Annotated in this window: 20 protein-coding genes; 9 read left to right on the top strand and 11 right to left on the bottom strand. The window is 71.7% G+C overall.

The genetic code is table 11. From position 1 onward, the window contains the following. Window position 1: 1 nt before the first annotated feature. The 4 genes from ACIRB7_RS19245 to ACIRB7_RS19230 all read left to right on the top strand — a co-directional run bounded on the left by ACIRB7_RS19245 (window position 2) and on the right by ACIRB7_RS19230 (window position 4,571). Window positions 2–982 carry an alpha-ketoacid dehydrogenase subunit beta gene (locus ACIRB7_RS19245; protein ID WP_403599763.1) on the top strand — a complete coding sequence of 327 codons (981 nt, stop codon included), beginning with the start codon at window positions 2–4 and terminating at the stop codon, window positions 980–982. Window positions 983–1,013: 31 nt separating this feature from the next. After that, window positions 1,014–2,444: a dihydrolipoamide acetyltransferase family protein gene (locus ACIRB7_RS19240; RefSeq protein ID WP_403599997.1), complete on the top strand. Its 1,431-nt coding sequence runs from the start codon at window positions 1,014–1,016 to the stop codon at window positions 2,442–2,444. 130 nt (window positions 2,445–2,574) lie between these two features. Next, complete coding sequence (locus tag ACIRB7_RS19235) at window positions 2,575–3,216, top strand: GntR family transcriptional regulator (protein ID WP_403599760.1); 642 nt, start codon at window positions 2,575–2,577, stop codon at window positions 3,214–3,216. After that, window positions 3,213–4,571, top strand: a complete 1,359-nt coding sequence (locus tag ACIRB7_RS19230; RefSeq protein ID WP_403599758.1) for a nitrate/nitrite transporter — start codon at window positions 3,213–3,215, stop codon at window positions 4,569–4,571. The genes ACIRB7_RS19235 and ACIRB7_RS19230 overlap by 4 nt, the downstream gene beginning before the upstream one ends. 4 nt (window positions 4,572–4,575) lie before the next feature. On the opposite strand, the gene ACIRB7_RS19225 is transcribed toward ACIRB7_RS19230, so the two are convergent. Beyond that, the gene (locus ACIRB7_RS19225; RefSeq protein WP_403599755.1) at window positions 4,576–5,403 is read right to left on the bottom strand and encodes a maleylpyruvate isomerase family mycothiol-dependent enzyme; all 828 of its coding nucleotides are present in this window, start codon (window positions 5,401–5,403) and stop codon (window positions 4,576–4,578) included. 156 nt (window positions 5,404–5,559) lie between these two features. Between ACIRB7_RS19225 and ACIRB7_RS19220 the strand changes: the two genes are divergently transcribed. Next, window positions 5,560–6,360 carry a carbon-nitrogen family hydrolase gene (locus ACIRB7_RS19220; protein WP_403599752.1) on the top strand — a complete coding sequence of 267 codons (801 nt, stop codon included), beginning with the start codon at window positions 5,560–5,562 and terminating at the stop codon, window positions 6,358–6,360. A 90-nt stretch (window positions 6,361–6,450) separates the two neighbouring features. Here ACIRB7_RS19220 and ACIRB7_RS19215 read toward each other — a convergent pair whose 3' ends face one another. Then, window positions 6,451–7,047, bottom strand: coding sequence for a hypothetical protein (locus ACIRB7_RS19215; protein WP_403599749.1), 597 nt, complete (start codon window positions 7,045–7,047; stop codon window positions 6,451–6,453). Between the two features lie 29 nt (window positions 7,048–7,076). Continuing rightward, a complete protein-coding gene (locus tag ACIRB7_RS19210; RefSeq protein ID WP_403599746.1) occupies window positions 7,077–8,774 on the bottom strand; it encodes an aminotransferase class I/II-fold pyridoxal phosphate-dependent enzyme in 1,698 nt (565 codons plus the stop codon). A gap of 63 nt (window positions 8,775–8,837) precedes the next feature. Here ACIRB7_RS19210 and ACIRB7_RS19205 point away from each other — a divergent pair, with 63 nt between their 5' ends. Next, complete coding sequence (locus tag ACIRB7_RS19205) at window positions 8,838–10,070, top strand: trans-sulfuration enzyme family protein (protein WP_403599743.1); 1,233 nt, start codon at window positions 8,838–8,840, stop codon at window positions 10,068–10,070. A 17-nt stretch (window positions 10,071–10,087) separates the two neighbouring features. Here ACIRB7_RS19205 and ACIRB7_RS19200 read toward each other — a convergent pair whose 3' ends face one another. Further along, on the bottom strand, window positions 10,088–10,582 hold the full coding sequence (locus ACIRB7_RS19200) for an LURP-one-related/scramblase family protein (protein WP_403599740.1): 495 nt from the start codon (window positions 10,580–10,582) through the stop codon (window positions 10,088–10,090). Between the two features lie 32 nt (window positions 10,583–10,614). Next, a complete protein-coding gene (locus tag ACIRB7_RS19195) occupies window positions 10,615–11,364 on the bottom strand; it encodes a hypothetical protein (protein ID WP_403599737.1) in 750 nt (249 codons plus the stop codon). Window positions 11,365–12,944: 1,580 nt separating this feature from the next. Between ACIRB7_RS19195 and ACIRB7_RS19190 the strand changes: the two genes are divergently transcribed. Then, complete coding sequence (locus ACIRB7_RS19190; RefSeq protein WP_403599733.1) at window positions 12,945–14,489, top strand: recombinase family protein; 1,545 nt, start codon at window positions 12,945–12,947, stop codon at window positions 14,487–14,489. Between the two features lie 91 nt (window positions 14,490–14,580). Beyond that, window positions 14,581–16,386: an NHL domain-containing thioredoxin family protein gene (locus ACIRB7_RS19185; RefSeq protein WP_403599730.1), complete on the top strand. Its 1,806-nt coding sequence runs from the start codon at window positions 14,581–14,583 to the stop codon at window positions 16,384–16,386. Window positions 16,387–16,394: 8 nt separating this feature from the next. Here the strand turns inward: ACIRB7_RS19185 and ACIRB7_RS19180 are convergent, their stop codons facing one another. The 6 genes from ACIRB7_RS19180 to ACIRB7_RS19155 form a co-directional block, all read right to left on the bottom strand. Further along, complete coding sequence (locus ACIRB7_RS19180) at window positions 16,395–16,739, bottom strand: hypothetical protein (RefSeq protein ID WP_403599728.1); 345 nt, start codon at window positions 16,737–16,739, stop codon at window positions 16,395–16,397. Between the two features lie 52 nt (window positions 16,740–16,791). After that, window positions 16,792–19,167 (bottom strand): hypothetical protein, encoded by a 2,376-nt coding sequence (locus ACIRB7_RS19175; protein WP_403599726.1) that lies wholly within the window; start codon window positions 19,165–19,167, stop codon window positions 16,792–16,794. 110 nt (window positions 19,168–19,277) lie between these two features. Then, the gene (locus ACIRB7_RS19170; protein ID WP_403599723.1) at window positions 19,278–19,865 is read right to left on the bottom strand and encodes a hypothetical protein; all 588 of its coding nucleotides are present in this window, start codon (window positions 19,863–19,865) and stop codon (window positions 19,278–19,280) included. A gap of 264 nt (window positions 19,866–20,129) precedes the next feature. After that, window positions 20,130–20,471, bottom strand: coding sequence for a hypothetical protein (locus ACIRB7_RS19165; RefSeq protein ID WP_403599720.1), 342 nt, complete (start codon window positions 20,469–20,471; stop codon window positions 20,130–20,132). 149 nt (window positions 20,472–20,620) lie between these two features. Next, entirely contained in the window at window positions 20,621–21,952 is a 1,332-nt protein-coding gene (locus tag ACIRB7_RS19160) for a M18 family aminopeptidase (RefSeq protein ID WP_403599717.1), read from the bottom strand. A 366-nt stretch (window positions 21,953–22,318) separates the two neighbouring features. Further along, window positions 22,319–24,148, bottom strand: coding sequence for an acyl-CoA dehydrogenase (locus ACIRB7_RS19155; protein ID WP_403599714.1), 1,830 nt, complete (start codon window positions 24,146–24,148; stop codon window positions 22,319–22,321). A gap of 196 nt (window positions 24,149–24,344) precedes the next feature. Here ACIRB7_RS19155 and ACIRB7_RS19150 point away from each other — a divergent pair, with 196 nt between their 5' ends. Next, window positions 24,345–24,842: an SseB family protein gene (locus ACIRB7_RS19150; protein ID WP_403599711.1), complete on the top strand. Its 498-nt coding sequence runs from the start codon at window positions 24,345–24,347 to the stop codon at window positions 24,840–24,842. The last annotated feature ends 78 nt before the right edge of the window (window positions 24,843–24,920 follow it).

Here is a 24,920-nt window from a genome sequence, read left to right as displayed (position 1 = left end):
CATGGCTGTACAGAATCTTCCTCTCGCGAAGGCGCTCAACGAGTCGCTGCGCAAGGCCCTGGAGACCGACCCCAAGGTCGTCATCATGGGCCTGGACGTCGGCAAGCTCGGCGGAGTCTTCCGGATCACCGACGGCCTGCAGAAGGACTTCGGCGAGGACCGGGTGGTCGACACCCCGCTCGCCGAGTCCGGCATCGTCGGCACCGCGATCGGCCTCGCCCTGCGCGGCTACCGGCCGATCGTGGAGATCCAGTTCGACGGCTTCGTCTTCCCGGCGTACGACCAGATCGTCACGCAGCTGGCGAAGATGCGGGCCCGTTCGCTCGGCACGGTGAAGATGCCGGTCGTCATCCGCATCCCGTACGGCGGCGGCATCGGTGCGGTCGAGCACCACTCCGAGTCCCCCGAGTCGCTCTTCGCGCACGTCGCGGGCCTCAAGGTCGTCACCCCGGCGAACTCCTCCGACGCCTACTGGATGCTCCAGCAGGCGATCCAGAGCGACGACCCGGTCATCTTCTTCGAGCCCAAGCGCCGCTACTGGGACAAGGGTGAGGTCGACACCGAGGCCTTCCCCGGCGAGCTGCACAAGGCCCGTGTCGCTCGCGAGGGCACGGACCTCACCCTCGCCGCCTACGGCCCGATGGTGAAGACCTGCCTGGAGGTGGCCTCCGCCGCGGCCGGGGAGGGCAAGTCGATCGAGGTCGTGGACCTGCGCTCGATCTCCCCGCTCGACTTCGACACCATCCAGGCCTCGGTCGAGAAGACCCGCCGCCTGGTCGTGGTCCACGAGGCGCCCGTCTTCTTCGGCTCCGGCGCGGAGATCGCCGCCCGCATCACCGAGCGCTGCTTCTACCACCTGGAGGCCCCCGTCCTGCGGGTCGGCGGCTACCACGCGCCGTATCCGCCGGCGCGCCTGGAAGAGGAGTACCTGCCGGGTCTCGACCGTGTGCTCGACGCCGTCGACCGCTCGCTGGCGTACTGAGGAGAGCACCGTGACGATCCGCGAATTCAAGATGCCCGATGTGGGCGAGGGCCTCACCGAGGCCGAGATCCTCAAGTGGTACGTGCAGCCCGGTGACACCATCACCGACGGGCAGGTCGTGTGCGAGGTCGAGACGGCCAAGGCCGCGGTCGAGCTGCCGATCCCCTTCGACGGCACGGTCCACGAGCTGTGCTTCCCCGAGGGGACGACGGTCGACGTCGGCCAGGTCATCATCTCGGTGAACGTCGGCGGCGAGGCCGCGCCCGCGCCCGAGGCCCCGGTGGCCCAGGCCGCCCCGGTCGTGGCGGCTCCGGCCGCCCCGGCGGACGAGGACGGCGAGCCCAAGGGCCGTACGCCGGTCCTCGTCGGCTACGGCGTGGCCGCGTCCTCCACCAAGCGCCGCCCGCGCAAGGCGGTCACGGGCACGGCCCAGGCCGCGCCTGCCGCCACCGCACCCGCCGCCGCGCCCGTCGCCGTCTCCGTACCGGAGCAGCTCAACGGGCACGCGTCGGCCGGTGCCGGTGCCCGGCCGCTGGCCAAGCCGCCGGTCCGGAAGCTCGCGAAGGACCTCGGGGTCGACCTCGCGACGGTCACCCCGACCGGCCCGGACGGCATCATCACCCGTGACGACGTGCACGCGGCGGCCGCTCCGGCGCCCGCTCCGGCCGTCGAAGCCCCGGCGCCCGTGGCGGCTCCCGCCCCGGTCGCGGCTCCGGTCGCGGCGCCCGCGCCCGTCGTGCCGGCCGCCGTCTCGGCCGACGCCCGGGAGACCCGTGTGCCCGTCAAGGGCGTACGGAAGGCCACGGCGGCGGCGATGGTCGGTTCGGCCTTCACCGCTCCGCACGTCACCGAGTTCGTGACCTTCGACATCACGCGCACGATGAAGCTGGTCGAGGAGCTCAAGTCCGGCAAGGACATGGCGGGCCTGCGGGTCAATCCGCTGCTCCTCATCGCCAAGGCCGTCCTGGTCGCGGTCAGGCGCAACCCGGAGATCAACGCGGCCTGGGACGAGGCGGCGCAGGAGATCGTCCTCAAGCACTACGTGAACCTGGGCATCGCCGCGGCCACCCCGCGCGGTCTGCTCGTGCCGAACATCAAGGACGCGCACGCGCAGACCCTGCCCGAGCTCTCGGCGTCCCTGAGCGAGCTGATCTCCACCGCCCGCGACGGGAAGACGACCCCGGCGGCCATGCAGGGCGGCACCTTCACCATCACCAACGTCGGCGTCTTCGGCGTCGACACCGGTACGCCCATCCTCAACCCCGGCGAGTCCGCGATCCTCGCGGTCGGTGCGATCAAGCTCCAGCCGTGGGTCCACAAGGGCAAGGTGAAGCCGCGACAGGTCACCACGCTGGCCCTCTCCTTCGACCACCGACTGGTCGACGGCGAGCTCGGCTCCAAGTTCCTGGCGGACGTCGCCGCGATCCTGGAGCAGCCGAAGCGTCTGATCACCTGGAGCTGACCCCGGCCTGGGCATAGTGCGTGCGCGGGTTCGCCCGTTCGGGTTCGCTCGTTTCACGTGAAACATGAGGCCCCGTCCACGATGTGGACGGGGCTCTCTGTTGCACCCCTGTTGTATCTAAGCTGTGTTCATGGCATCCGCTCCCCCCGCAGCCAACCGCGTCTACACGCACGTCAAGCAGGCCGTACTCGACCGGCGCTACGAGGGAGGCACCCTCCTCACCGAGGGCGAACTCGCCCTCGCCGTCGGGGTGTCCAGGACGCCCGTCCGCGAGGCGCTCCTCAAGCTGGAGATGGAAGGGCTGCTCAAGCTCTATCCGAAGAAGGGCGCCCTCGTCCTCGCCGTCTCCGCCCAGGAGATCGCCGACGTCGTCGAGACCCGTCTGCTCGTCGAGGAGTTCGCCGTCCGCCGGGCCGTGCCCGCGCCCGCCTCGCTCGTCGAGCGCCTCGAAGAGCTCCTGGAGGAGCAGAAGCAGCGCGCCGAGGCCGGAGACCTCGCCGAGGTCGCCGTCACCGACCGCTGCTTCCACGCCGAGATCGTCCGGCACGCCGGCAACCAGATACTGTCCCGCCTCTACGACCAGCTCCGCGACCGCCAGTTGCGCATGGGCGTCGCCGTGATGCAGTCGCAGCCCGACCGCGTCGCCAAGAACATCACCGAGCACGCCGAGATCCTCGACCGGATCAAGGCCGGTGACGTGGAGGGCGCCGCGTTCTGCGTCCGCCAGCACCTCAGCTGGGTCAAGGTCCTGGTCAGGGGCGAGGACCGGTGAGCGGCGACAGCCGAAAGGGCAACGGCGGCCGGGACGGCCACGGCGGCCAGAACGCGTACGGCTCCGCAGGCACCCTCCCCGGCGACCCGCCCGGCGGCCGCCGCGCCGCCCTCGTCTGGGGCGTCGGCGTCGCCGTCTACTTCGTCGCCGTCATCTTCCGCACGTCCCTCGGCGTCGCCGGACTCGACGCCGCCGACCGCTTCGACGTCAACGCCTCCGCGCTCTCCACCTTCTCCATACTCCAGCTGCTCGTCTACGCGGGCATGCAGATACCCGTCGGCCTCATGGTCGACCGGCTCGGCACCAAGAAGGTCCTCGCCCTCGGCGTCGTCCTGTTCACCCTCGGCCAGCTGGGCTTCGCGCTCGCCCCCTCGTACGGCACGGCGCTCGCCGCCCGCGCCCTCCTGGGCTGCGGCGACGCCATGACCTTCATCAGCGTCCTGCGCCTCGGCACCCGCTGGTTCCCCGCCCGCCGCGGACCGCTGATCGCCCAGCTCGCCGGTCTCATCGGGATGGCCGGCAACCTCGTCTCCACCGTCTTCATCGCCCGCGCCCTGCACGGCCTCGGCTGGACGACCACCTTCGTCGGCAGCTCCCTCGCGGGCGTCCTCGTCCTCGTCCTGCTGCTGCTCTTCCTCAAGGACCACCCCGAGGGGTACGAGCCCCAGCCCGCCACCCACGCGGGCGCGGCCTACGTCCGCCGCCAGATCGCCGAGTCCTGGCGGGAACCCGGCACCCGCCTCGGCATGTGGGTGCACTTCACCACCCAGTTCCCCGCGATGGTCTTCCTGCTGCTCTGGGGACTGCCCTACCTCGTCGAGGCGCAGGGCCTCTCCCGGTCGGCCGCCGGGGGACTGCTCACCCTGGTCGTCCTCTCGAACATGGTGGTCGGCCTCGCGTACGGGCAGATCATCGCCCGCCACCACAGGGCCCGCGCCCCGCTCGCCCTCGGCACGGTCGCCTCCACCGCCCTGCTGTGGGGCGCCACCCTCGCGTACCCCGGCGACCACGCCCCGATGTGGCTCCTCGTCACCCTCTGCCTGGTCCTCGGCGCCTGCGGACCCGCCTCGATGATCGGCTTCGACTTCGCCCGCCCCGCGAACCCGCCGGAGCGCCAGGGCACCGCGTCCGGCATCGTCAACATGGGCGGGTTCGTGGCCTCGATGACCACGCTGCTCGCCGTCGGCCTGCTCCTCGACGCGACCGGCGACAACTACCGGATCGCGTTCTCGTCCGTCTTCGTCCTGGAAGCCCTCGGCGTCGTCCAGATCCTGCGCCTCAAGGCCCGCACCCACCGCAGGGAGCGCGAACGGCTGGTGGCCAGCCGCGTCGAGGCCGTACACGTGCCGGTCTGAGAGGTCAGTGGGGCGTCACCGCGAAGTTGTCGAGGATCGCGCGGGCCAGCTCCTCGTCGCCCTCCACCTTGACCCGGTCGGCCACATCGGCCGGCCGGACCCGGCCACAGGCGAGGCGTACGAACGTCTCCCAGTCCGTCGCGAGCGTCACCGCCGGGCCCAGCGAGGGCGCCCCGTCGATCGAACCCCGGCCCTCCGCGTCGACCCGGACCGTCCGCAGGAACTCGACCGGCCCGCTCACGTCCACGACCACCGCGGAGGACGCCGGCGCCCCCGCGTCCTTGGCGACCACCTTCGGCAGCGCCTCGAGGAGCACGTCCCGCGTCACGTGCGCGCCCGCCGAGTCCAGGTTGCCCGGCGCGCCGAGCGCCGCCCGCAGGTCCTGCTCGTGCACCCACACGTCGAAGGCGCGCATCCGGTACGCCAGTTCCAGGGACTGCTCGGCGCCGAGGGGCGCGCGGATCAGGTGCTCGGGGGAGCGGTTCTCGTTGCGGAGCTGCCGGGCCCGGCGGATCAGGATGTACTCCAGCTCCGAGGTCATCTCCGGCGCGGTGTGGTGCCGCCGCACGTCGACCTGGACCTCCATGTAGCGCGCGAAGTCACTGCGTACGTGGTACAGATCGCGCGGCAGGGAGTGGATCGGCCGCGGGTCGCCGAGCATCTCCGTCTCCATGCCGATCACATGGGACACGATGTCCCGGACCGACCAGCCTGGGCACGGTGTCGGCCGGTTCCACTCGCCCTCCACGAGCGGCTGCACCAGCTCGGCTATCGCCTCGATGGAATGGGTCCAGGCGTCGGCGTAGTTCTGGAGGCTGGGATGGACGGTCACGGGACCCCTCGGCGGTTCTTCGGTGCGCGGGCTGAATAACACGACTGGGTGGGAGGCTCGGACGCTAAGTTACGCTGCCCGAAGGCACCCCGGCAGTGCTTTCGTGTGACGATCGTAGGCCGGTGTTGACGGCTCGAATGCCAGGACGGTGGTAGTGTGCGCGCCTCGCTGATCCAGATCGCGGTAGACCCGGACGAACCGGTCGACGCCCGTCGCGCCCGCGTGGCGCGCCTCGTACGGGAGGAATCCGGCCGCGCCGACCTCGTCGTCCTGCCGGAACTGTGGCCCACGGGCGCCTTCGCGTACGAGATGTTCGCCGCCGAGTCCGAGCCGCTGAACGGCCCCACGCACCGGGAGATGGCGGCCGCCGCGCGCGACGCCGGAGTCTGGCTGCACGCCGGTTCCTTCGTCGAGGCGGAGGGCGGCGCTCTCTACAACACCTCGCTCGTCCTCTCCCCCGACGGCGAACTCGCCGCCTCCTACCGGAAGATCCACCGCTTCGGCTTCGACAAGGGCGAGGCGGTGATGATGGCCGCGGGGGAGGACCTCGTGACGGTCGACCTGCCGCACCTCACCCTCGGCGTCGGCACCTGTTACGACCTGCGCTTCCCCGAACTCTTCCGCGGCCTCGTCGACGCCGGCGCCCAGGCCTTCGTCGTCCCGGCGGGCTGGCCCGCCCGCCGCCGCGCCCACTGGACCCTCCTCGCCCAGGCACGTGCCGTCGAGAACCAGGCGTACGTCCTCGCCTGCGGTACGGCTGGCACCCACGCGGGCGTCGAGCAGGCCGGTCACTCGATCGTCGTCGACCCCTGGGGCGAGGTCCTCGCCGAGGCGGGCCCGGACGAGGAGATCCTGCGGGTCGACCTCGACCCGGCGAAGGTGACGACGACCCGCGACCAGTTCCCGGCCCTGAAGGACCGGGTCCTGGGGGTGGCGACACCGCGCACGCCCCGGTAGCGGGGTCCAGAACCGCGCGAACAGGGACACCGCCCGCTCAGGCATCCCGCTCAGGCCCGCGGCCTCAGGCATCCCCCTCAGGCATCCCCCTCAGGCCTGCGCCTCCGCCCACAGCTCCGTCACGCGGGAGAGGCCCGCGCGTACCGCCCCGCCCCGGGTGAGCGCCGCGCGGTCCACCCCCGCGAAGATCAGCGCCAGGGACAGGTCGGCCGCGCCCGCCCGGCCCGTCACCACGACGTCGAGCCGCCGCCGCTTCCCGCGCACCGACACGGTGACCCCCGGGTCCTCGGCGTCCGCGTCGCGGGCCAGCACCCAGGAGCGCCGGTTCACGGCCCACAGCCGGTAGCGGTCACCGCCGTACCGCAGGCCGAGCCCCCGCTGCCGGGAGGTCGCGCCGAACCGGTTGCGGGTCATGGAGACGACCGCGTCGCCGACGCGGAGGGTCGCCCGGTTCAGGCTCGGCAGCCGGAGCAGGTCCGTGTGGATGCCCCGGGCCTCGTACGACGCCGTCGGTATCAGCCCGCCCCGCAGCTCCGACATCACCAGCTCGGGCGCGGTCTGCCGCAGCGGGGCCTCCACGGTGATCTCGCCGAACTCGGCCGACACGCCCCGCCAGCCGGCCTGCCGCTCGTACCCCTTGCCCTCCCGCCACGGGCGCAGCGTGAACGGTGTGACGGTGCTGTGCATGGTGACCTCCCCGGCCGAGCCGTGACGCGTCAGACGACGATCGCATGCAGGGAGGCCCGTTCCGGCGCCGGGTCCGGGGTGTACTCCGCCCAGGCCGCCGCCAGCCTCCGTACCGCCTCCGTCAGGACATCGGGCGGCGCGAGGAAGTGGAGCCTGAGGTGGCGGAGGCTGCCGCCGAGCGCGTCGGCCGTCGAGCCGGGGAGGACGGCCACCCCGTGGCGGAGGGCGAGTTGCGCGAAGGAGACGCCGTCGCCGTGCGGGAGCCGTACCCACAACGTCTGACCGCCCGTGGACGGCGCGCACGACCAGGACGGCAGCCGGCGGGCGAGCTCGGCCCTGAGGTGGTCGTGGCCCGCGCGCACCGACGCCAGGCGGGCCGCGAGGACCGGGGCGAAGTCGTCGAGGAGGCGGACCGCGGCGAGTTGGGACGGCAGGTCGCTGCCCAGGTCGTGGAGGGCCTTGAGCCGGGCGAGGCGGGCGACCAGGTGCGCAGGACCGCGCAGCCAGCCGATGCGGAGTCCGCCCCACACCATCTTGCTCAGCGAACCGACCCCGATCACCTCACCGTACGAGGAGAGCGACCGCTCCGGCGGCGACGCCGGGTCGAACGCCAGGTCCGCGAGGACCTCGTCGTCCACGAGCGGTACGCCGAGCGCGTTCGCCGACTCGACGAGCCGGCGCCCGGCGAGCGGCGGCAGCACCGCGCCCGTGGGGTTCTGGAACCGGGCCATGACGTACGCCAGGGCCGGACGGTGACGTTCCATCAGTCGTACCGCCTCCGCCACGTCGATCCCGTACGGCCCGACCGCCACCGGCAGCGGTACGGCGGCCGCCTCCCGGAACAGGTCGAGCGCCCCCGGATACGTCGGCGCCTCCACGAGCACCTCGTCGCCCGGCGCGAGCAGCAGCCGCGTCAGGAGCGAGATCGCCTGCTGCGCACCGGTGGTGACCAGGATCTGCCCCGGCTCGGTCGGCACCCCGCGCGCCGCGTACCGCCCGGCGACCGCCGCCCGCAGCGCCGCGAGACCGGCCGGGTGGTAGCCGAGGTCACCGTCGGGCAGGACAAGCGAGCGGTACGCCTCCGCCAGCTCGGGCGGCGGCTGCGCCGGGGCCGCGCAGCTCAGCAGGATCACGTCGTCCGGCGCCTCCAGGAGATGCAGGAAGAGAGGGTTCGACGTCTCCGTCACGCGGGGACCGGCCGGGCGGACGGGTGCGTCGGAGCCGCGCGGGGGTGACCCTGCCGCACGGGCTGCTCCGGCCACTTGAGGCGAGCCCGGTACCTGGGGCGAGCCCGGCAGCCGGGGCGACCCCGCCACTTGAGGCGCCCCCGGCACCCGGGCCGAGCCCGCCACCTGAGGCGACCCCGTCACCTGAGTCGACCCGCCTCCGTGAGGCGACCCCGTCACCCGGGCCGCTCCCGCCACCCGTGACGGCTCCGGCGCCAGCGCAGCCCGCGCGACCCGGGTTCCGCTGCCCTGGCGCCGTACCAGCCGCCCCTCCTGGCGCAGCGTGTCGTAGGCGGCGACCACCGTCGTACGGCCCACGGCGAGGGCCTTCGCGAGCCGACGGTCCGGCGGCAGGAGCGCGCCCGGCGGCAGCGCGGCCTCGTCCATCAGCCGGCGCAGCCGGGCCGCGAGCAGCAGGTACAGCGGCCCGCGCCCGGCCGACCAGCGGCCGAGCCGGGCGACGAGGTGGTCCAGGTCCAGAGGCGCGTCGATTGGCTCCATTGCCGGACCAATCTGCCGGGATTGGCCCTGGGAAGGCAAGCGGCGGGTCCACAGACTGAACGCATGAGCCACGCCGACGACTTCGAAGCCACGCCCCTCCGACCTACGGCCGACCTCGGGACGGTCCGTCCCGAGACCCTCGCCGTCCACCCGCCGCACGTGGAGATCAAGGGCAGCAGGCCCCTCGGCGTCCCCCTCCACCAGGGCCATGTCTTCGCCTTCGACTCGGCCGACGCCCTCGCCACCGCCTTCACCTCCGCGGACGCCTTCCTCTACAGCCGCCTCGGCAACCCCACCGTCCGCACCCTGGAGGACGCCGTCGCCCGCCTCGAAGGCGGCGCCGCCGGCCTCTCCTTCGCCTCCGGCATGGGCGCCGTCAACGCCGTGCTGCTCGGCCTGCTCTCCTCCGGCGACCACGTCATCGCCCAGAGCTGCCTGTACGGCGGTACGTACGCGGTCCTCACCGATCTCGCCAGCCGCTGGGGCGTCGACGTCACGTACGTGTCGGGCACCGACCCGGAGGAGGTACGGGCGGCCCTCCGCCCCGAGACCCGGCTCCTCTACCTGGAGACCATCGCCAACCCCACCACCCGCGTCTCCGACCTGCCCGCGCTCGCCGCCGTCGCGGCCGGGGCCGGGGTCCCGGTCGCCGTCGACAACACCTTCGCCTCCCCGCTCCTGTGCCGCCCCCTCGACCACGGCGCCGACATCGTCGTCCACTCGGCCACCAAGTACCTGTCCGGGCACGCGGACGTCCTCGGCGGCGTCGCCGTCTTCAAGGACGCCGAGCTGTACGGCAGGGTCCGCCACCACGCCGTCGAACAGGGCGCCTCCACCGACCCGTTCGCCGCCTGGCTGACCCTGCGCGGCATGCAGACCCTGTCCCTGCGCATGGAGCGCCAGTGCGCGAGCGCCGCCGACCTCGCCGCCCGGCTCGCCGCGCACCCGGCGGTCGCGGCCGTGCGCCACCCCGCGCTCGCGAGCCACCCGGACCGGGAGATCGCCGCCCGTCTGCTGCCCGGCGGGGGCGGCGGGGTGATCTCGGTCGACCTGGCGGGCGGCCGGGAGGCGGGCCGTACCTTCGTCGAGGCGGTACGGCTCGCCTCCCTCAGCGTCTCCCTCGGCGACGTGAAGACCCTGGTGATGCACCCGGCCTCCACCTCCCACCACCAGCTCGACGCGGCGGCGCTCGCGGCGGCCGGGATCGGCCCCGGCACGGTACGGATCTCGGTCGGCATCGAGCACGTCGAGGACCTGTGGACTGACCTGGAGCAGGCACTCCGGAAGGCCGTCTGACCGTCCTCGGGGGGCCTCTAGTCGTCCTCCCGCTCGCGCTCGGCCATCCGGATCACGCACACCGCCACGGCGACGAGCAGCGCGGTGTCCGCGTCCTCGCGGACCACGTTCACCGCGTACGTCTCGCGGACGTGGAACCACTGCCGGGAGATGTGGGCCAGGAGTTCACCCTCGTACTCGACGGTGAACTCCCGGTCCAGGATCCGGCCGCTGACGTCCAGTTCGGTGCCCTCGACGAGCGTCACCCGGTAGTGGTTGCGCAGCAGCGACAGCCGTTTGCGGCGGACGGTCGCGAGCGGCTGCTCACCCCGCTCGATGGTCATCGCGTCCCGCAGGCTGAACATCTTCTGCCGCAGCGTGATCAGGACCTGCCCGTCCGGATCCTTCAGCTCCAGGGTGTCGCGCAGCCGCAGCGCCTTGCCGTCGACGAGGAAGGCGTGGCGGCCCTGCTCGTCCTCGATCCAGTAGTCGTCACCGATCGCGAAGATCTTGTCCCGTACGAGATATTTCACGGCGGTATGCCTGCCCGTACGATCAGCGCTTCTCACCTGAAGTAGCGGATGAACGCGTCCGGGGTCGCCCCGAGCGTCGCGCCGAACGGCGAGTCGAGCTGATGGATCAGCAGCACCGTGAACGCGATGAAGCCGGCCAGACCCATCACCATCACCACATGGGTCACGCTCCTCCTCATCCCGAAGAGGAACATGAAGGCCAGCGTCAGCGCGCCCCCGATGATCAGGCCCGTCCACAGCACCGGCGAGAGCCGCTCCTGCGCCGCCGCCTCCCGGCCGCGCCGGGCGTCGTCGACGTAGCCGAGCTGGGCGAGGACCTCCTGGGCGGCGATCTGCTGCGGCACCTTCGCGGTCTCCTCCACCTCGCCGGCCCGCCGCAGCTGTTCGAGGAGCTGCCAGCCGGCCATGTCGAGCGGCTCGCGGGCCGCCATCACCGGCCACTCGACGTCGACGACATGACCGGCGTACGTACGGGCCGCCTCGCGCAGCGGCTGCCGCCGGTCGGCGGGGAGGGCGTCCGCGAGCAGGTACATCTGGTGGAGGGCGCTCGCCTCTGCCTGTACGTGGTCGGCGGCGGAGGAGCGGGTGTCCCAGACGGAGACGAGGCAGAGACCGAGGACGACGGCGTAGAGCACCGACACCATCATGGCGATGTACTCGGCGACGTCCTCGCGGGGCTCCTCGTCCTCCCCGAGCGGGAAGAGCCTGGTCTTGGCGACGGCGGCGAGGGCGGCGACGAGCGCGACGCCGAGGACGACGACGAGCGTTTCGAGCAGGGCCACGGTCAGCTTCTCCGGTTGCCGAGGAGGGCGGCGGCGACGGCCGCCGGGATCAGGAGCAGCAACAACATCGTCACGACGCCGAACTCATTCGCCTCCCGCCCCCGCCGCCGCAGCCGCCCCAGGAACCCCTCGGAGTCGAGGGTGGCGGCACGGCGGGCGACAGGAGGACCGACAGCGGTCCCGACACCGGTACTGGCCCCGACCCCGGCGCTGGCGGTGCCACCGACCCCGGCACCGGCGGAGGCCCCGGTACCGGCGGAGGCACCGGCGCTGGCCCCGGCGGCGTCCCCGGCTCCGGGCGGCCCGACGGGCAGGACCGGGGACGCGGGTTCCAGGGGTACGGACCCGGGGGGTACGGCTCCGGGGGGCGCGGCCGGTGGGGGCGCGGCTCCTGGAGGTGCGGGGGCGCCGGGTGGGGCGGCCCCGGGTGGGGCGGCGGCACCGGGGGCGGCAGGCGCGGGTGGGGCGGCCCCGGGCGCGGCAGCCCCGGGCGGGGCGGCGGCAGCGGGCGGGACAGCCCCGGGCGCGGCAGCCCCGGGCGCGGCGGCGGCAGCGGGCGGGACAGCCCCGGGCGGGGCAACCGCAGCTCCGCCGGCTCCCGGCGCGGCAGCTCCAGGGGCGGCGGCCGCTGCTCCAGGGGCGGCGCGCCCTGCCACGGCAGGAGCCCCAGGAGCCCCGGGAGCCCCGGGAGCCCCGGGAGCCCCGGGAGCCCCGGGAGGCCCCACAGGCCCGGGAATCGGCGCCCCCAGCCCACCCGCTGCCGCACCAGCCCCTCCCACGGCACCCCCTTCGGCGCCCCCTCCAGAACCCCCTACGGCCCCCCCACCCGCTCCACCCGCTCCGGATCCCCCGCCCGGACCAACCGCTCCACCAGCCCCGCCCGCCCTGCCCGCCCCGGGGACCCCGTTGTACCCGGCGCGGGCGGTCGCGGTGAGTCGCCGCCGGAGCGACGGGACGGCACCGTCCGCGCGGACGGTGCCCCAGTGCAGCCCGGGCTCCGCGCGGAACCTGGCGACGCACTCCAGCTCCTCGAGCGCGGGCAGGGGTCCAGCCGGGCAGCGCACGGACCCGGCCGGGACTTCAGGGTCGACGACCCGAACCCCGTACAGGTCCGCCTCACCGTGGTTCACGAGGCGGTACCGCTTCACGGCCTGCCCGCCGACCCGGATGTCGGGCGGCCGCACCCCGCTGTCGCCCCGGCCGTTCACGGTCACGGTGAGCCGCAGGGCCCCGTCCCCGGACCCACCGGCCCGCGCGAGGGTCACGGGGAGGATCAGGCAGGGGAGGACGAGCAGCAGGACAAGCAGCACCGCCACGAGGAGCCCACCGCTCACCCGACGGCAGGAAAAATACGATGATCCGACCAAGCGCTCCACCATGCCCGCCATGCTCACCAGCCCCCACCCCCACCCCGCCCCCGGACACGCACCCCCGCCCCACCCGGCCCCCTCTTTCCACCCGTACGGCACCCCTCGCCGGACGGAGGCGGCTGGCCGCGCGACGAGCCGGAAGCACAAATCTCTCTGCTCGATTTGCGGAAGTAGACAACAGAGCAGCGAACGCCGCTGCAAACTGAGTGTGTGCATGAAGAGACTTTCTGTGACCTCTATCTGCGCTCGTCCCTCGACCGGGACGGCAAGACCGCGATCGAACGGCAGGAAGCCGACTGCCGGGCCTGGGCTGGACGCAACGGGCTGACTGTCCGCAAGGTCCATGTGGACAGGGGCCGCTCCGGCTACAAGACCGTTGATCGCAAAGGCTTCGACGCAGCACTGGCGGCTGTCACGGCGGGTGTCGTCGGCACCCTGATCATCTGGAAACTGGACCGGCTGTCCCGGAAGGGCATCGGCCAGGTGGGAAAGGTGCTGGACGACATCGAGCAGTCCGGCGGTCGTCTCGTCTCCGTCATGGACGGCCTCGACACCACGCACGACTCGGCCCGTGCCGCCGTCGCCATGCTCGCTGAACTCGCCAGGTCGGAGTCTCGGAATCTCGGCGAGCGCGTCGGGCATGCGAAGCGCTACCTGCGCGGCAAAGGACAGTGGATCGGCGGGCAGCCTCCGTACGGACTGCTCATCGACCCCGACGTCAAGAAGCTCATCCACGACCCGGAGCATGCCGTTTTCGCCCGGCTGATCGCGGATGAGGCGCTCGCCGGGACATCGCTGGTCAAGATCGCCCGTCTGCTCAACGAGCACGAGATCCTCTCGCCCAGGGGTGGGCAGTGGAATGCCGCCAGCATCATGCAGCTCCTGCGTTCCCCCGCGTTCGCCGGGCTGATGCCGGAAACCGAGACCGTCGAGTCGGACGACGGCGAGCGGAAGTACACGGGACGGGTCTTTCCGTACCGCGACCCCGAAAGCCTCGACACGGTGGAGATCGGTCAGGGGATCATCACCGTCGCAGAGCGCGAACGGATCATTCGCACACTGGAATCCAGAACGTTCGTGCACGCGGGCAAGCGGCGGCCGAAGTCCGAGGGGACTGCGCTGCTCACGGGGCTGGCCCACTGCGCGGTACCTGGTTGCGGGCGGCGTATGCACCGGGTGGGCGGCAGCTACCAGTGCATGGCTCGCCGCGCGGGCAACCAGTGCATGGGAGCTTCGGCGCTGGCCGAGACGGTGGACCGCTATGTGACCGAGCAGTTCCTCACCCGGCTTCCGGCGCTCCAACCCGGCGATCCGCTGCTCGTCGCGATCGCTGATCGCTGGGCGCGCCGTGCGGACCCGGAGACCTCTGCGAGACGCGACGCCCTCACAGCCGAGCTCCGGGATGTGGAATCCCGTCTCGTCGACTTGGAGGACGCACGCTATGTGCGCGGCGAGTTCGGCGATGGCGCCGCTGCGGAACGCTACGACCGCCTTTCGGGACGCCTGAGGGGGCGCATCGAAGGGCTGCGCGCTGGTCTCGGCAAGCTCTCCGTGCCGTCGGTGGACGTGTCACCGTTGCTCGACGGTCTCACCTTGCGCCGCACGTGGGCGGGTGCGACCAACGAAGAGCGGCGGGCTCGGTTGTCGCTCGCCGTGGATCGCGTCGAGGTGAGCAAGGGGGTGCGCGGACAGCGGATCGTTCCTGAGCGACGTCTCCGGATCCACTGGGCGAAGCCCGCCGACGCCGACGCCTGAGCACCGTGGTCCGTGTGCCGCTGCCCGTACGGCTGCCGCCCGAGAGGAGGTCCTGAGAGGCCCTGGGGCGGAGCGATGGCAAGCTTGAAGCATGAACGATGTCGCCTCGGCGCCCACCCCCGCGCCCGCGCCCCGCCGTGCCCGTGTCCGTGCCCCTGAGCTGATCGGGAAGGGCGGGTGGCTGAACACCGGAGGCAAGGAGCTGACCCTCGCCGACCTCCGAGGTAAGTGCGTTGTTGTTGATTTCTGGACCTTCTGCTGTGTGAACTGCCTGCACGTCCTCGACGAGCTTCGTGAGCTGGAGGAGAAGCACCGCGACACGCTCGTGATCGTCGGGGTGCACTCGCCGAAGTTCGTGCACGAGGCCGAGCACCAGGCCGTCGTCGACGCCGTCGAGCGGTACGAGGTGCACCATCCCGTACTGGACGACCCCGAGCTCGCGACCTGGAAGCAGTACGCCGTGCGGGCCTGGCCGACGCTCGTCGTGATCGACCCCGAGGGGTACGTCGTCGCCCAGCACGCCGGTGAGGGGCACGCCAACGCCATCCGGACGCTCGTCGAGGAGCTGGAGGCCGAGCACGGGGCCAAGGGGACGCTGCGGCGCGGCGACGGGCCGTACGTACCGCCCGAGCCCGTCGCCACCGACCTGCGGTTCCCCGGCAAGGCGATCCTGCTGCCCTCCGGGAACTTCCTGGTCTCCGACACCACCCGGCACCAGCTCGTGGAGCTCGCGGCCGACGGGGAGACCGTCGTGCGGCGCATCGGTGAGGGGGTCTTCCGGGAGCCGCAGGGCCTCGCGGCGCTGCCCGACGGGAGGGTCGTCGTCGCCGACACCGTGAACCACTCCCTGCGCGTCCTCGACCCGGAGAGCGGCGCCGTCGAGCTCGTCGCCGGTACCGGGAAGCAGTGGTGGCAGGGGTCTCCCACCTCCGGGCCCGCCCTCGAGGTCGACCTGTCCTCGCCGTGGGACGTGGCCTGGTGGCAGGGCAAGGTGTGGATCGCGATGGCCGGTGTCCACCAGTTGTGGACGTACGACCCGGAGAGCGGGACCGTCGAGGTCGCGGCCGGCACGACGAACGAGGGGCTCGTCGACGGACCCGCCGCCGAGGCCTGGTTCGCGCAGCCCTCCGGCCTCTCGGCCACCGAGGACCGGCTGTGGATCGCCGACTCCGAGACCAGCGCCCTGCGCTGGATCGACCCGGACGGCGTCGTCCACACCGCCGTCGGCACCGGCCTCTTCGACTTCGGCCACCGCGACGGCGACGCCGGCCAGGCCCTGCTCCAGCACCCGCTGGGCGTGACCGCCCTGCCCGACGGCTCGGTCGCCGTCAGCGACACGTACAACCACGCCCTGCGCCGCTACGACCCCGCCACCGGCGAGGTCACGACCCTCGCCACCGATCTGCGCGAGCCCAGCGACGCGGTCCTCGTCGACGGCGACATCGTCGTCGTCGAGTCCGCCCGGCACCGGCTGACCCGGCTGAGGCTTCCCGAGGAGGCCGTCCAGGTCGAGGCCGTGGCGCACCGCACCCGGCGCGAGGCCACCGAGGTCGCCCCCGGCCGCCTCCGCCTGGACGTCGTCTTCCAGGCCCCGACGGGCCAGAAGCTCGACGACCGTTACGGCCCCTCGACCCGCCTCCTGGTGTCCTCGACCCCGCCGGAACTCCTCCTCGCGGGCGAGGGCACGGGCACGGACCTCTTCCGGGAGCTCGACCTGAACCCGGAGGTCACCGAGGGCGTCCTGCACGTCTCGGCGATGGCCGCGTCCTGCGACGACGACCCGGCCAACGAGTACCCCGCCTGCCACGTCCACCAGCAGGACTGGGGCGTCCCGCTGGAGGTCACGGAGACGGGCGCGGCCCGCCTCCCCCTGATCCTCGCCGGCATGGACGCCTAGTCAGCTGGTCAGCGCACGATCCCCTGGTTCCTGGACGGGCGCCCCGCGGCCCCGTCCAGGCACCCCGCCACCCACGCCGCCGGATCGTGGACGGCCCGGTCGCCGCCCATCCCGTCCCGTTCCATGCGGGCGCACTCGCCGTCGAGCAGCGCCTTCGTCCGCGTCCCGTCCACGTCGTACCCGCGGATCCGGCTCGCCTGGACGTACCCGCCCTCGTACGCGATGTCCGTACCCCACGGGGGCCGCTCGTCGTACGTGTCGATGAGCAGCCCCGTACCCGTCAGGGCGACGAGTACGGAGACGACGGCGAACGGGACGAACTTACGCAGGGGCGGCCCCTCATGACGGTGCATGGGACGACGCTGTCAGGCGGGGCCTTTCGCGGATGTTTCGCTTGGTTGCCGCCTAGTGCTCCGCGTACGCGCCCTCGTCGTCCGCCACGTCGTCCGCCACGTCGTCGGCCACGTCGTCCTCCGCGTCGTACGGATCCTCGTCCAGGTCGTCGGCCGGGGTCCTGCGCCGCAGGTTCTCGACGTCCGTCTGGATGCCCAGCAGCAGCTTGTGGAGGTCGTCGAGCACGGTCAGCGGAGCGAGCGGGGTGTGCTCGCCGACCTCCGGCTCCAGGGCGAGGAGGCGGTCCATGGAGTCCCGGGCGGCCAGTACGTGGAGGCGCAGGTCCTTGCGGTGCTCGGCGGCACGCTGGCTCGGGAGGAGGGGCGCCTCGCCGGTCCTGGGCGACGGGATCTGGTCGGAGGCAGCGGAGGCGCCGGAAGCGGACGACCCGTCCCCGAAGAGCTGCCCTTCCAGCCCGGGAATGCCGCCCGGGTCGGTGAACGAGCTGTCCGCACCGGCTGAGGAAGACGGCCAGGCGGGCTCGGGGGCCGGTGCCGGGGCGACGGGCTTCTTGACCCGGTCGGGGTCGGACGCGGCGACGACGTCCCACTCGTAGAGCAGCACCGGAACGCCGTCGGCGGTCCGCGCGATCTTGTCCTTCGCCGCCAGATCGACCTGGAAGTAGGCGTAGGGCGTCTCGGCGGACTCGGGTGCCTCCTTGCCGGTGAGGCTCTGCTTGGTGACCGAGTTCAGCGGCAGGTCGTCGGACCGGAACGTGTTGGCGGCCGTCGCCAGGGTCCAGAGGCCCAGCTCGTTGCCCTCACGCGAGAGGCCCTCGATGATGACGCTCGTGTCGGCCCGGAACGGGACACCGCCCTTCTCCTTCGGCGCGTCGAGCGACGAGCCGACGTTCCGGGTGAGCAGCTTGTCCGCGATCAGCGCCACACCGCCGGCGACGGCCAGCGTGCAGCGGGCGTTGACGTCCCCGCGCAGGGCCGGCTCCACCAGCGTGGTGAAGTCGTCCGTGGGCACGGGGTCCCAGTCGCCGGTGACGACGCCGGTCAGCACGCCGCCGTTGTTCCACGCGTTGCGCGCCTGCTTGGTGACCAGACTCTTACGGGAGCGCCACGGCAGGTCGATCATCGGTCCGAGCAGTCCGCCGAAGGCCTTCACGCTCATGCGCTTGCCGCCCTTGATGGCCTTGGCCTGGTCCTTGAGCGCTTCGAGCAGGTCGGGCTTGGTCAGCGCGCTGACCAGGTAGACGGCACGCCAGAGCGCGGTGCCCGGGGGGCGGCCGGTGCTGCCGAACACCTCGGGGAGGTCGACCACGGGGATGCGGCCGACGGCGAGGCCGTACACGTCCTGGAGGTCGGAGGTGCTCCAGCGCGGGTCGCCGATCTGGATGACCCGCTTGAGGGCGCGGGTGATGACTTCCACGTTCTGGGCGGCGTTGTCCCACTGCTTGAACTCGACGTGGATCGAGGCGAGTACGGAGCGGATGGCGTCGTCGAAGAGGTCCTCCGGGGAGAGCAGACGCCCGGCGTGTCCGTCGATGCCGACGGCGATCTGGGCCGGCACCGCGTAGGACTGGAAGATCTGGGCCGCGCGCGGTCCGGGCACCTCTCCCTTGATCTCCTCGTCGAACTCCGTCCGGAGCTTCGCCCGCCACGCCACTCGGTCATCGGCCAGTCGTTTCCGCAGGTCAGGGCCGCTTTCTCGGGCCGCGGTGGCCGAGATGCCGCCGAGGAGGGCGTCCGTGGCCAGCGTGGCCACGGCGCTCGCCTCCTCGCCCGGCCCGGCGAGCACGGCCCAGGCGCTCGCGAGTCGCGTGATGCCGTCCCGTACGACGAGCACCTCGATCGGGGCGGTGCCGTCCTCGAACGTGATCGTGACCGGGTGGACGATCAGGTTCCGGGTCACCGACCTGGTCAGGATGGACTGGGCGTAGCTGTTGATCGACAGGGTGGCGTGAATGGTCTGCCATACGTGCTGCCGCAGGTGGGTGAGGTTTTCGTAGCGGTATTCGACGACGGCGCTCGGCTGGCCTTCGTGGGCAAGGCCCTGGACCTGGGGGTCGGGAGTCTCCATGACCGACATGCCGGTGCGGGGCTGGATGCCGGGGAAGAGCTCGCTCATCAGGACGCGGGTCACGGCTGAGCGGAGTGTGGCGCCCTCGACGTTCTCGGCCATGAGTACGCCGGTGGGGTCGGTCGGGGTGGGACGGAGCTGGACGGCCAGGGCGTCGGGGTGGGTGGTGGCGCGAGCTATGGCCGTCCAGGCGGCTTCCGGGAGGTGGCTCCCCGGGTTGCTTCGCGCGGCCGCGAGGACGTCGTTCCGCTGCTCCTCGGTGGGTTCCTGCGGGAGCTGGCGGGCGATGTTGGCGACCTGGACGGTCTCTCCCTCCCAGGGGACGTCCAGGGTGAGAGTGGTGGTGGGGTCAGTGGGCATGGTGGTGACCTCCATGGTGGAGAGACAGTCGGGAACGGGTACGGCGTGGAGGCCCCTCCCGGGGGCGGCGAAATGGCGCGATCGGCGCCCCCGGGAGGGGTGTTGGGGTGCTAGAGCTCTTCCGGGGACTCGGCGCCCGGCGGCGGCAGTGAGGGCCGACGAGGGTCGTCCGTGGCGGACGGACGGTTGCGGTACTGGTGGCTGGCCCAGGCGTGGTCCCGCGCGAGGTCGACGGCGAGCAGCGCGTCGCTCTCGGAGCACGGCAGTCCGGCGAGCAGGGGCGAACCGGACGGGAGGAGGGTCGTACGCCCCCGGGTGAGCCGGTACGAGGAGAGGCCGCCGCCACTGCTCGTGCGCAGGAGGGCGAGTGTCGAAGCGTCGCCGCCGAGACTCTCGGCGATCCGCGCCAGGGCCCGCCGGAAGGCCTCCTTCTCGGGCGTCTTGCCGGTGTGGAAGACGGTCGTCCTGGAGGAGGTGAGAGAGGTGAGGGTCCGGAAGAACTCAGCCGGGGGTCCGCCGAAGCGGCCCGGGCGGGGCCGCCTCATCGCCTTCTGGTGCAGCCTCAACCGGTCGAGGAAAGCCGGGAGTTCACCGGGCGTGAGCGAAATGACGGACATGGTGGTCGTTCGCCGCCAGCGCGAGTAGCCCATGACGAGGAGGGACGGGTGCGGGTGCGGGGCGGGCGTGTCGGGGCTCATGGCAGGCGTCTCCTGGCTCTGCAGGGCGCCGATCGCACGCAACGTGCCGTGCAGCACGCCCAGTTGGGTGCGACTCCCTATGAGCGTGGCAGGCCACAGCGTCGGTTTCCACGACTAATCAAGTTATGGCCGAAATCTGAGCAGCCCGAGAGGTGTCACTTGCCCCTTGATGCCCCGGTGGGGCGGTGTGTGAGGGGTGAAGCGCCGTCCGGGGAGATCGTACGCAAACGTGCCAGCCGTCTACCGCATCTACCCGCGCCGTCCCTAGATCAACCCCTCTTTGGCGTTCGGGTAGTTGTCGAAAAGTTGGGGAAGAGGGTTTTGGCCCAGCCTGTCAAGGTTTGCGAAGACCGCTGCCACATCGGTGACTTCGCCCAGCATGCTGGCCTTCTGGATGATCCAGACGAAATCGTTCTCGGATGTCGGAAGTGTCCGGGGGATCGTCGTCAGACCAAGTCTGCTGAGTTCTGCACTGATTTGAGTGCACAGCTCCCTGCTCAAGCGTGACCGGAGGCCCTCGGTCGCGCGATCCTTGAGGAAACGCATGCTGAGCCGCTTGGCGCCGTCGTCGCATTCGACAGCGTGCTTGATAATAGTGAGGTCCATAACTTAGTAAGTTACTGAGTTATGAGGCGGGTTGTGAAGAGGGGGCGTCCCTCACCCCTCCCACCTGCGACTTCTCTCCGAAAGAGTACCGCTCCTGGCCCAAGTCGGGGCCAGGAGCGGTGAGTTCGACGAGGCGCGCGGGGCGGCGCTCAGCCCTCCAGGAAGGCGACCAGGGCGTTCGCGAGAAGGTACGGGTCGTCGGCGCCGCAGAGTTCGCGGGCGCTGTGCATGGAGAGGATCGCGACGCCGATGTCGACGGTCTTGATGCCGTGGCGGGCGGCGGTGATCGGGCCGATCGTGGTGCCGCACGGCATGTCGTTGTTGGAGACGAACGACTGCCAGGGCACGCCCGCCCGCTCGCAGGCGGCCGCGAACACGGCACGGCCGCCGCCGTCGGTCGCGTACCGCTGGTTGACGTTCACCTTGAGGATCGGGCCGCCGTTGACGCGCGGGTGGTGCGTCGGGTCGTGGCGCTCCGCGTAGTTGGGGTGGACGGCGTGGCCGGTGTCGGAGGACAGACAGATGGTGCCGGCGAAGGCGCGGGCCCGGTCCTCGTAGGAGCCACCGCGCGCGTAGACGGAGCGCTCCAGGACGTTGCCGAGGAGGGGGCCCTGGGCGCCGGTGTCGGCCTCGGAGCCGTTCTCCTCGTGGTCGAAGGCGGCGAGGACCGGGATGTACGGGAGGTCGTCGCGGCCGGCGAGGGACGCGAGCGCGGCGACGGCCGCGTGGACGGAGAGCAGGTTGTCCATGCGGGGCCCGGCCAGGAGCTCGCGGTCGCGGCCGAGGTAGGCGGGGGCCTCGACGGCGTGGACCATCAGGTCCCAGCCGCTCACGTCCTCGGCGTCGACGCCGGCCTCGCCGGCGACGAAGGAGATCAGGTCGCCCTCGTGAACGTCGCCGATGCCCCAGATGGGCTGCATGTGGCGCTGGCGCTCCAGCTTGAGGCCGTCGTTGACCCCCCGGTCGAGGTGGATGGCGAGCTGCGGGACGCGCAGCAGGGGCCGGTCGACGTTCACGAGGTGGTGGCTGCCGTCGCGGAGGGTGAGGCGTCCGGCGAGGCCGAGGTCGCGGTCCAGCCAGGTGTTGAGGAGGGTGCCGCCGTAGATCTCGACGGCGACCTGCCGCCAGCCGTGCGCGCCCATGTCGGGCTGCGGCTTGACGCGCAGGTTGGGGGAGTCGGTGTGGGCGCCGACGATGCGGTACGGGGTGTGGGCGGCGGCGCCCTCCGGCACGTACCAGGCGATGATCGCGCCGCCCCGGATCACGTACTTCCCGCCGTGCCCCGCGGACTCGCCCGCCGACGTCACGGCGTCCCAGGCCGCGGTCTCCTCGACCTGCCGGAAACCGGCCTTCTCAAGCCGCTCGGCGGCGCTCGCGACCACGTGGTACGGCGAGGGCGACGCCGTCAGGAAGGCCATGAGGTCGTCGGTGTGTCCGCGGTCGAAGGGGCCGGCGGTGGGACGGGAAGCTGCGCTGCTCATGGCGCCACCTTACGCAGCACGACGACCGCAGATCCGCCCGGGACCGCTCACCTGAGCAGCCCGTGGCCGAGATCCACCGCGCCTTGCCCGGGCGGGGCGGAACCTTGCACGTAGGACCCGCGTGCGCTCGGACAGGCACGCCCGGGCCTCCTCACGCCCACCCCTGGGACCGGCGAGTGAGCCGAAGGGGCGCGCCGGGGGAACGGTCCCGAGCGCGCGGAGCCTCCTGAGGAACGAAGGAGGCGAGCACGGTCGGGACCGTGAGCCCGGCTCCAGCGCCCCGGAGGCGAAGGAGCCCAAAAAATACAGAACGGCCCGCCCCCCTCCCCGGGGACGGGCCGTTCCTGAATGGACGAGAGGCGTCGGTTAGAACGCGGCCTCGTCCAGGTCCATCAGCGAGCCGTCGACGGCCTCGGCGAGGGCGCGCTCGGCGGTGACGCCGGGCAGGACGTTGGCGGCGAAGAACTTCGCGGCCGCGATCTTGCCCTGGTAGAAGGCGACGTCCTTGCCGGTGGCGCCGGCGGCCAGCTTCTCGGCGGCGACGGCCGCACCGCGCAGGAGCAGGTAGCCGACGACGACGTCGCCGGAGGCGAGCAGCAGGCGGGTGGTGTTGAGGCCGACCTTGTAGATGTTCTTGACGTCCTCGCCGGTGGCGGTGAGGTCGGTGATCATCGTGCCGACGATGCCTTCGAGGTCGACGGCTGCCTTGGCGAGCGCGTCGCGGGCGCCGGCCAGGTCGTCGCCGCCGGTGCCGACCGCGAGGAACTTCTTGATCTCCTCGGACAGCGCGTTCAGGGAGGCGCCCTGGTCGCGGACGATCTTCCGGAAGAAGAAGTCCTGGCCCTGGATGGCGGTGGTGCCCTCGTAGAGGGTGTCGATCTTGGCGTCCCGGATGTACTGCTCGATCGGGTACTCCTGGAGGAACCCGGAGCCGCCGAAGGTCTGGAGCGACTGCGCGAGCTGCTCGTAGCCCTTCTCGGAGCCGTATCCCTTGACGATCGGGAGCAGCAGGTCGTTCAGGCCGTGGAGCGCCTTCGAGTCCTCGCCGGCCGCTTCCTTGACCGCGATCTCGTCCTGCACGGAGGCCGTGTAGAGGACGAGGGAGCGCATGCCCTCGGCGTACGCCTTCTGCGTCATCAGCGAGCGGCGGACGTCGGGGTGGTGGGTGATGGTGACCTTGGGCGCGGCCTTGTCCATGAAGTTGGCCAGGTCGGTGCCCTGGACGCGCTCCTTGGCGTACTCCAGGGCGTTGAGGTAGCCCGTGGAGAGGGTGGAGATCGCCTTCGTGCCGACCATCATGCGGGCGAACTCGATGATGAGGAACATCTGGCGGATGCCGTCGTGCTTGTCGCCGATGAGCCAGCCCTTGGCGGGGTGCTGGTCGCCGAAGGTCATCTCGCACGTGTTGGAGGCCTTGAGGCCCATCTTGTGCTCGACGTTGGTGGCGTAGACGCCGTTGCGCTCGCCCAGCTCGCCGGTCTCCCAGTCGAACTCGAACTTCGGGACGAGGAAGAGGGAGAGGCCCTTGGTGCCGGGGCCGGCGCCCTCGGGGCGGGCGAGGACGTAGTGGAGGATGTTCTCCTCCATGTCGTGCTCACCGGAGGTGATGAAGCGCTTGACGCCCTCGATGTGCCAGGAGCCGTCCTCCTGCTGCGTGGCCTTGGTGCGGCCCGCGCCGACGTCCGAGCCCGCGTCGGGCTCGGTGAGGACCATGGTGGAGCCCCAGCGGCGGTCGACGGCGATCTGCGCGGCCTTCTTCTGCTGCTCGTTGCCCTCGGTGTAGAGGATGCCGGCGAAGGCGGGGCCGGAGGAGTACATCCAGATGGCCGGGTTCGAGCCGAGGAGGAGCTCCGCGTAGGCCCAGATCAGGGAGCGGGGGGAGACGGTGCCGCCGATCTCTTCCGGGATCCCGAGGCGCCAGTACTCGGACTCCATGAAGGCGTTGTACGACTTCTTGAAGGTGGCCGGGACGGGGGCGGTGTTGGTCTCGGGGTCGAAGACCGGCGGGTTGCGGTCCGCGTCGGTGAAGGACTCCGCGAGCTCGTTCTCGGCGAGGCGGCGGATCTCGTCGAGGATGCTCTTGGCGGTCTCGACGTCCATCTCCTCGAACGGCCCGGTGCCGTACACCTTGTCGCGGCCGAGGACCTCGAAGAGGTTGAACTCGATGTCGCGGAGATTCGACTTGTAGTGCCCCATGGCGACGGCTCCGTTAAGGCTCGGGGAGGGGAGGTTCCTCGTACACGTACCAGCGAGTAGCAAAACGCTCTCTCCGATGATGCTACCCATCGGTAATATAAGCAACCCTCGAACGGGCACATGTGACCTGAGCCGCACGGAAAAAGGGCTCGGCCGGGCGGCCCCGCCCGGTCACCCGGTCGATAGGCTGGATCCCATGTACGGCTACGACCAGAACCCGGGTGCTCAGCAGTACGCGCCTCCCCCGCAGCAGCAGTACGACCCGCAGGGTGCGCCGCAGCCCGGTATGCAGGGCGGGTACGGGCAGCAGCAGGCGCCGCTCTACCCCGAGCCCTCGCCGCCCTCCCTCGCGGACGCCGTACGCGCCTTCACCACGGGCACGCTCGCGCCCGAGGACTTCCAGCAGATCTTCGCGACCTCCAAGGTCTACTGCCCGCGCGGTGACAACCCGGGCTTCCTCGCCCTGCACAACACCCAGCAGCCGGTCATCCCGATGTTCACCTCGCTCAAGGAGCTGCGGCGGTACGCGGGCAAGGAGTCGAAGTACTTCGTGATCACCGGCGCCGAGGTGATCGACCTGCTCCCGACGGGGTACGGCTTCGTCCTCGACATGGAGGGCGACCACCGGATGGTCTTCGACGCGAAGGCCGTGGAGCAGATGGTCGACTTCGCGATGCGACGCATGTACGGCTGACCGATCCTGGACGGATACGGCTGACCGATCCTGAACGTACGGGGGCGCCCGGGAGGAATTACTCCCGGGCGTTCCGCG

The sequence above is a fragment of the Streptomyces sp. NPDC093795 genome (assembly GCF_044764665.1).
In the GTDB taxonomy this organism is placed as follows: domain Bacteria; phylum Actinomycetota; class Actinomycetes; order Streptomycetales; family Streptomycetaceae; genus Streptomyces.
This window is presented reverse-complemented; position numbering and strand designations above follow the sequence as displayed.

Bases quoted from the DNA above. Each gene is read 5' to 3' on its own strand.
- ACIRB7_RS19215 (WP_403599749.1), bottom strand. From the start codon at position 7,047: ATGCACAGCACCGTCACACCGTTCACGCTGCGCCCGTGGCGGGAGGGC.
- ACIRB7_RS19160 (WP_403599717.1), bottom strand. From the start codon at position 21,952: ATGAGCAGCGCAGCTTCCCGTCCCACCGCCGGCCCCTTCGACCGCGGA.
- ACIRB7_RS19210 (WP_403599746.1), bottom strand. From the start codon at position 8,774: ATGGAGCCAATCGACGCGCCTCTGGACCTGGACCACCTCGTCGCCCGG.
- ACIRB7_RS19175 (WP_403599726.1), bottom strand. From the start codon at position 19,167: ATGCCCACTGACCCCACCACCACTCTCACCCTGGACGTCCCCTGGGAG.
- ACIRB7_RS19150 (WP_403599711.1), top strand. From the start codon at position 24,345: ATGTACGGCTACGACCAGAACCCGGGTGCTCAGCAGTACGCGCCTCCC.
- ACIRB7_RS19165 (WP_403599720.1), bottom strand. From the start codon at position 20,471: ATGGACCTCACTATTATCAAGCACGCTGTCGAATGCGACGACGGCGCC.
- ACIRB7_RS19245 (WP_403599763.1), top strand. From the start codon at position 2: ATGGCTGTACAGAATCTTCCTCTCGCGAAGGCGCTCAACGAGTCGCTG.
- ACIRB7_RS19185 (WP_403599730.1), top strand. From the start codon at position 14,581: ATGAACGATGTCGCCTCGGCGCCCACCCCCGCGCCCGCGCCCCGCCGT.
- ACIRB7_RS19170 (WP_403599723.1), bottom strand. From the start codon at position 19,865: ATGAGCCCCGACACGCCCGCCCCGCACCCGCACCCGTCCCTCCTCGTC.
- ACIRB7_RS19155 (WP_403599714.1), bottom strand. From the start codon at position 24,148: ATGGGGCACTACAAGTCGAATCTCCGCGACATCGAGTTCAACCTCTTC.
- ACIRB7_RS19240 (WP_403599997.1), top strand. From the start codon at position 1,014: ATGCCCGATGTGGGCGAGGGCCTCACCGAGGCCGAGATCCTCAAGTGG.
- ACIRB7_RS19235 (WP_403599760.1), top strand. From the start codon at position 2,575: ATGGCATCCGCTCCCCCCGCAGCCAACCGCGTCTACACGCACGTCAAG.
- ACIRB7_RS19180 (WP_403599728.1), bottom strand. From the start codon at position 16,739: ATGCACCGTCATGAGGGGCCGCCCCTGCGTAAGTTCGTCCCGTTCGCC.
- ACIRB7_RS19205 (WP_403599743.1), top strand. From the start codon at position 8,838: ATGAGCCACGCCGACGACTTCGAAGCCACGCCCCTCCGACCTACGGCC.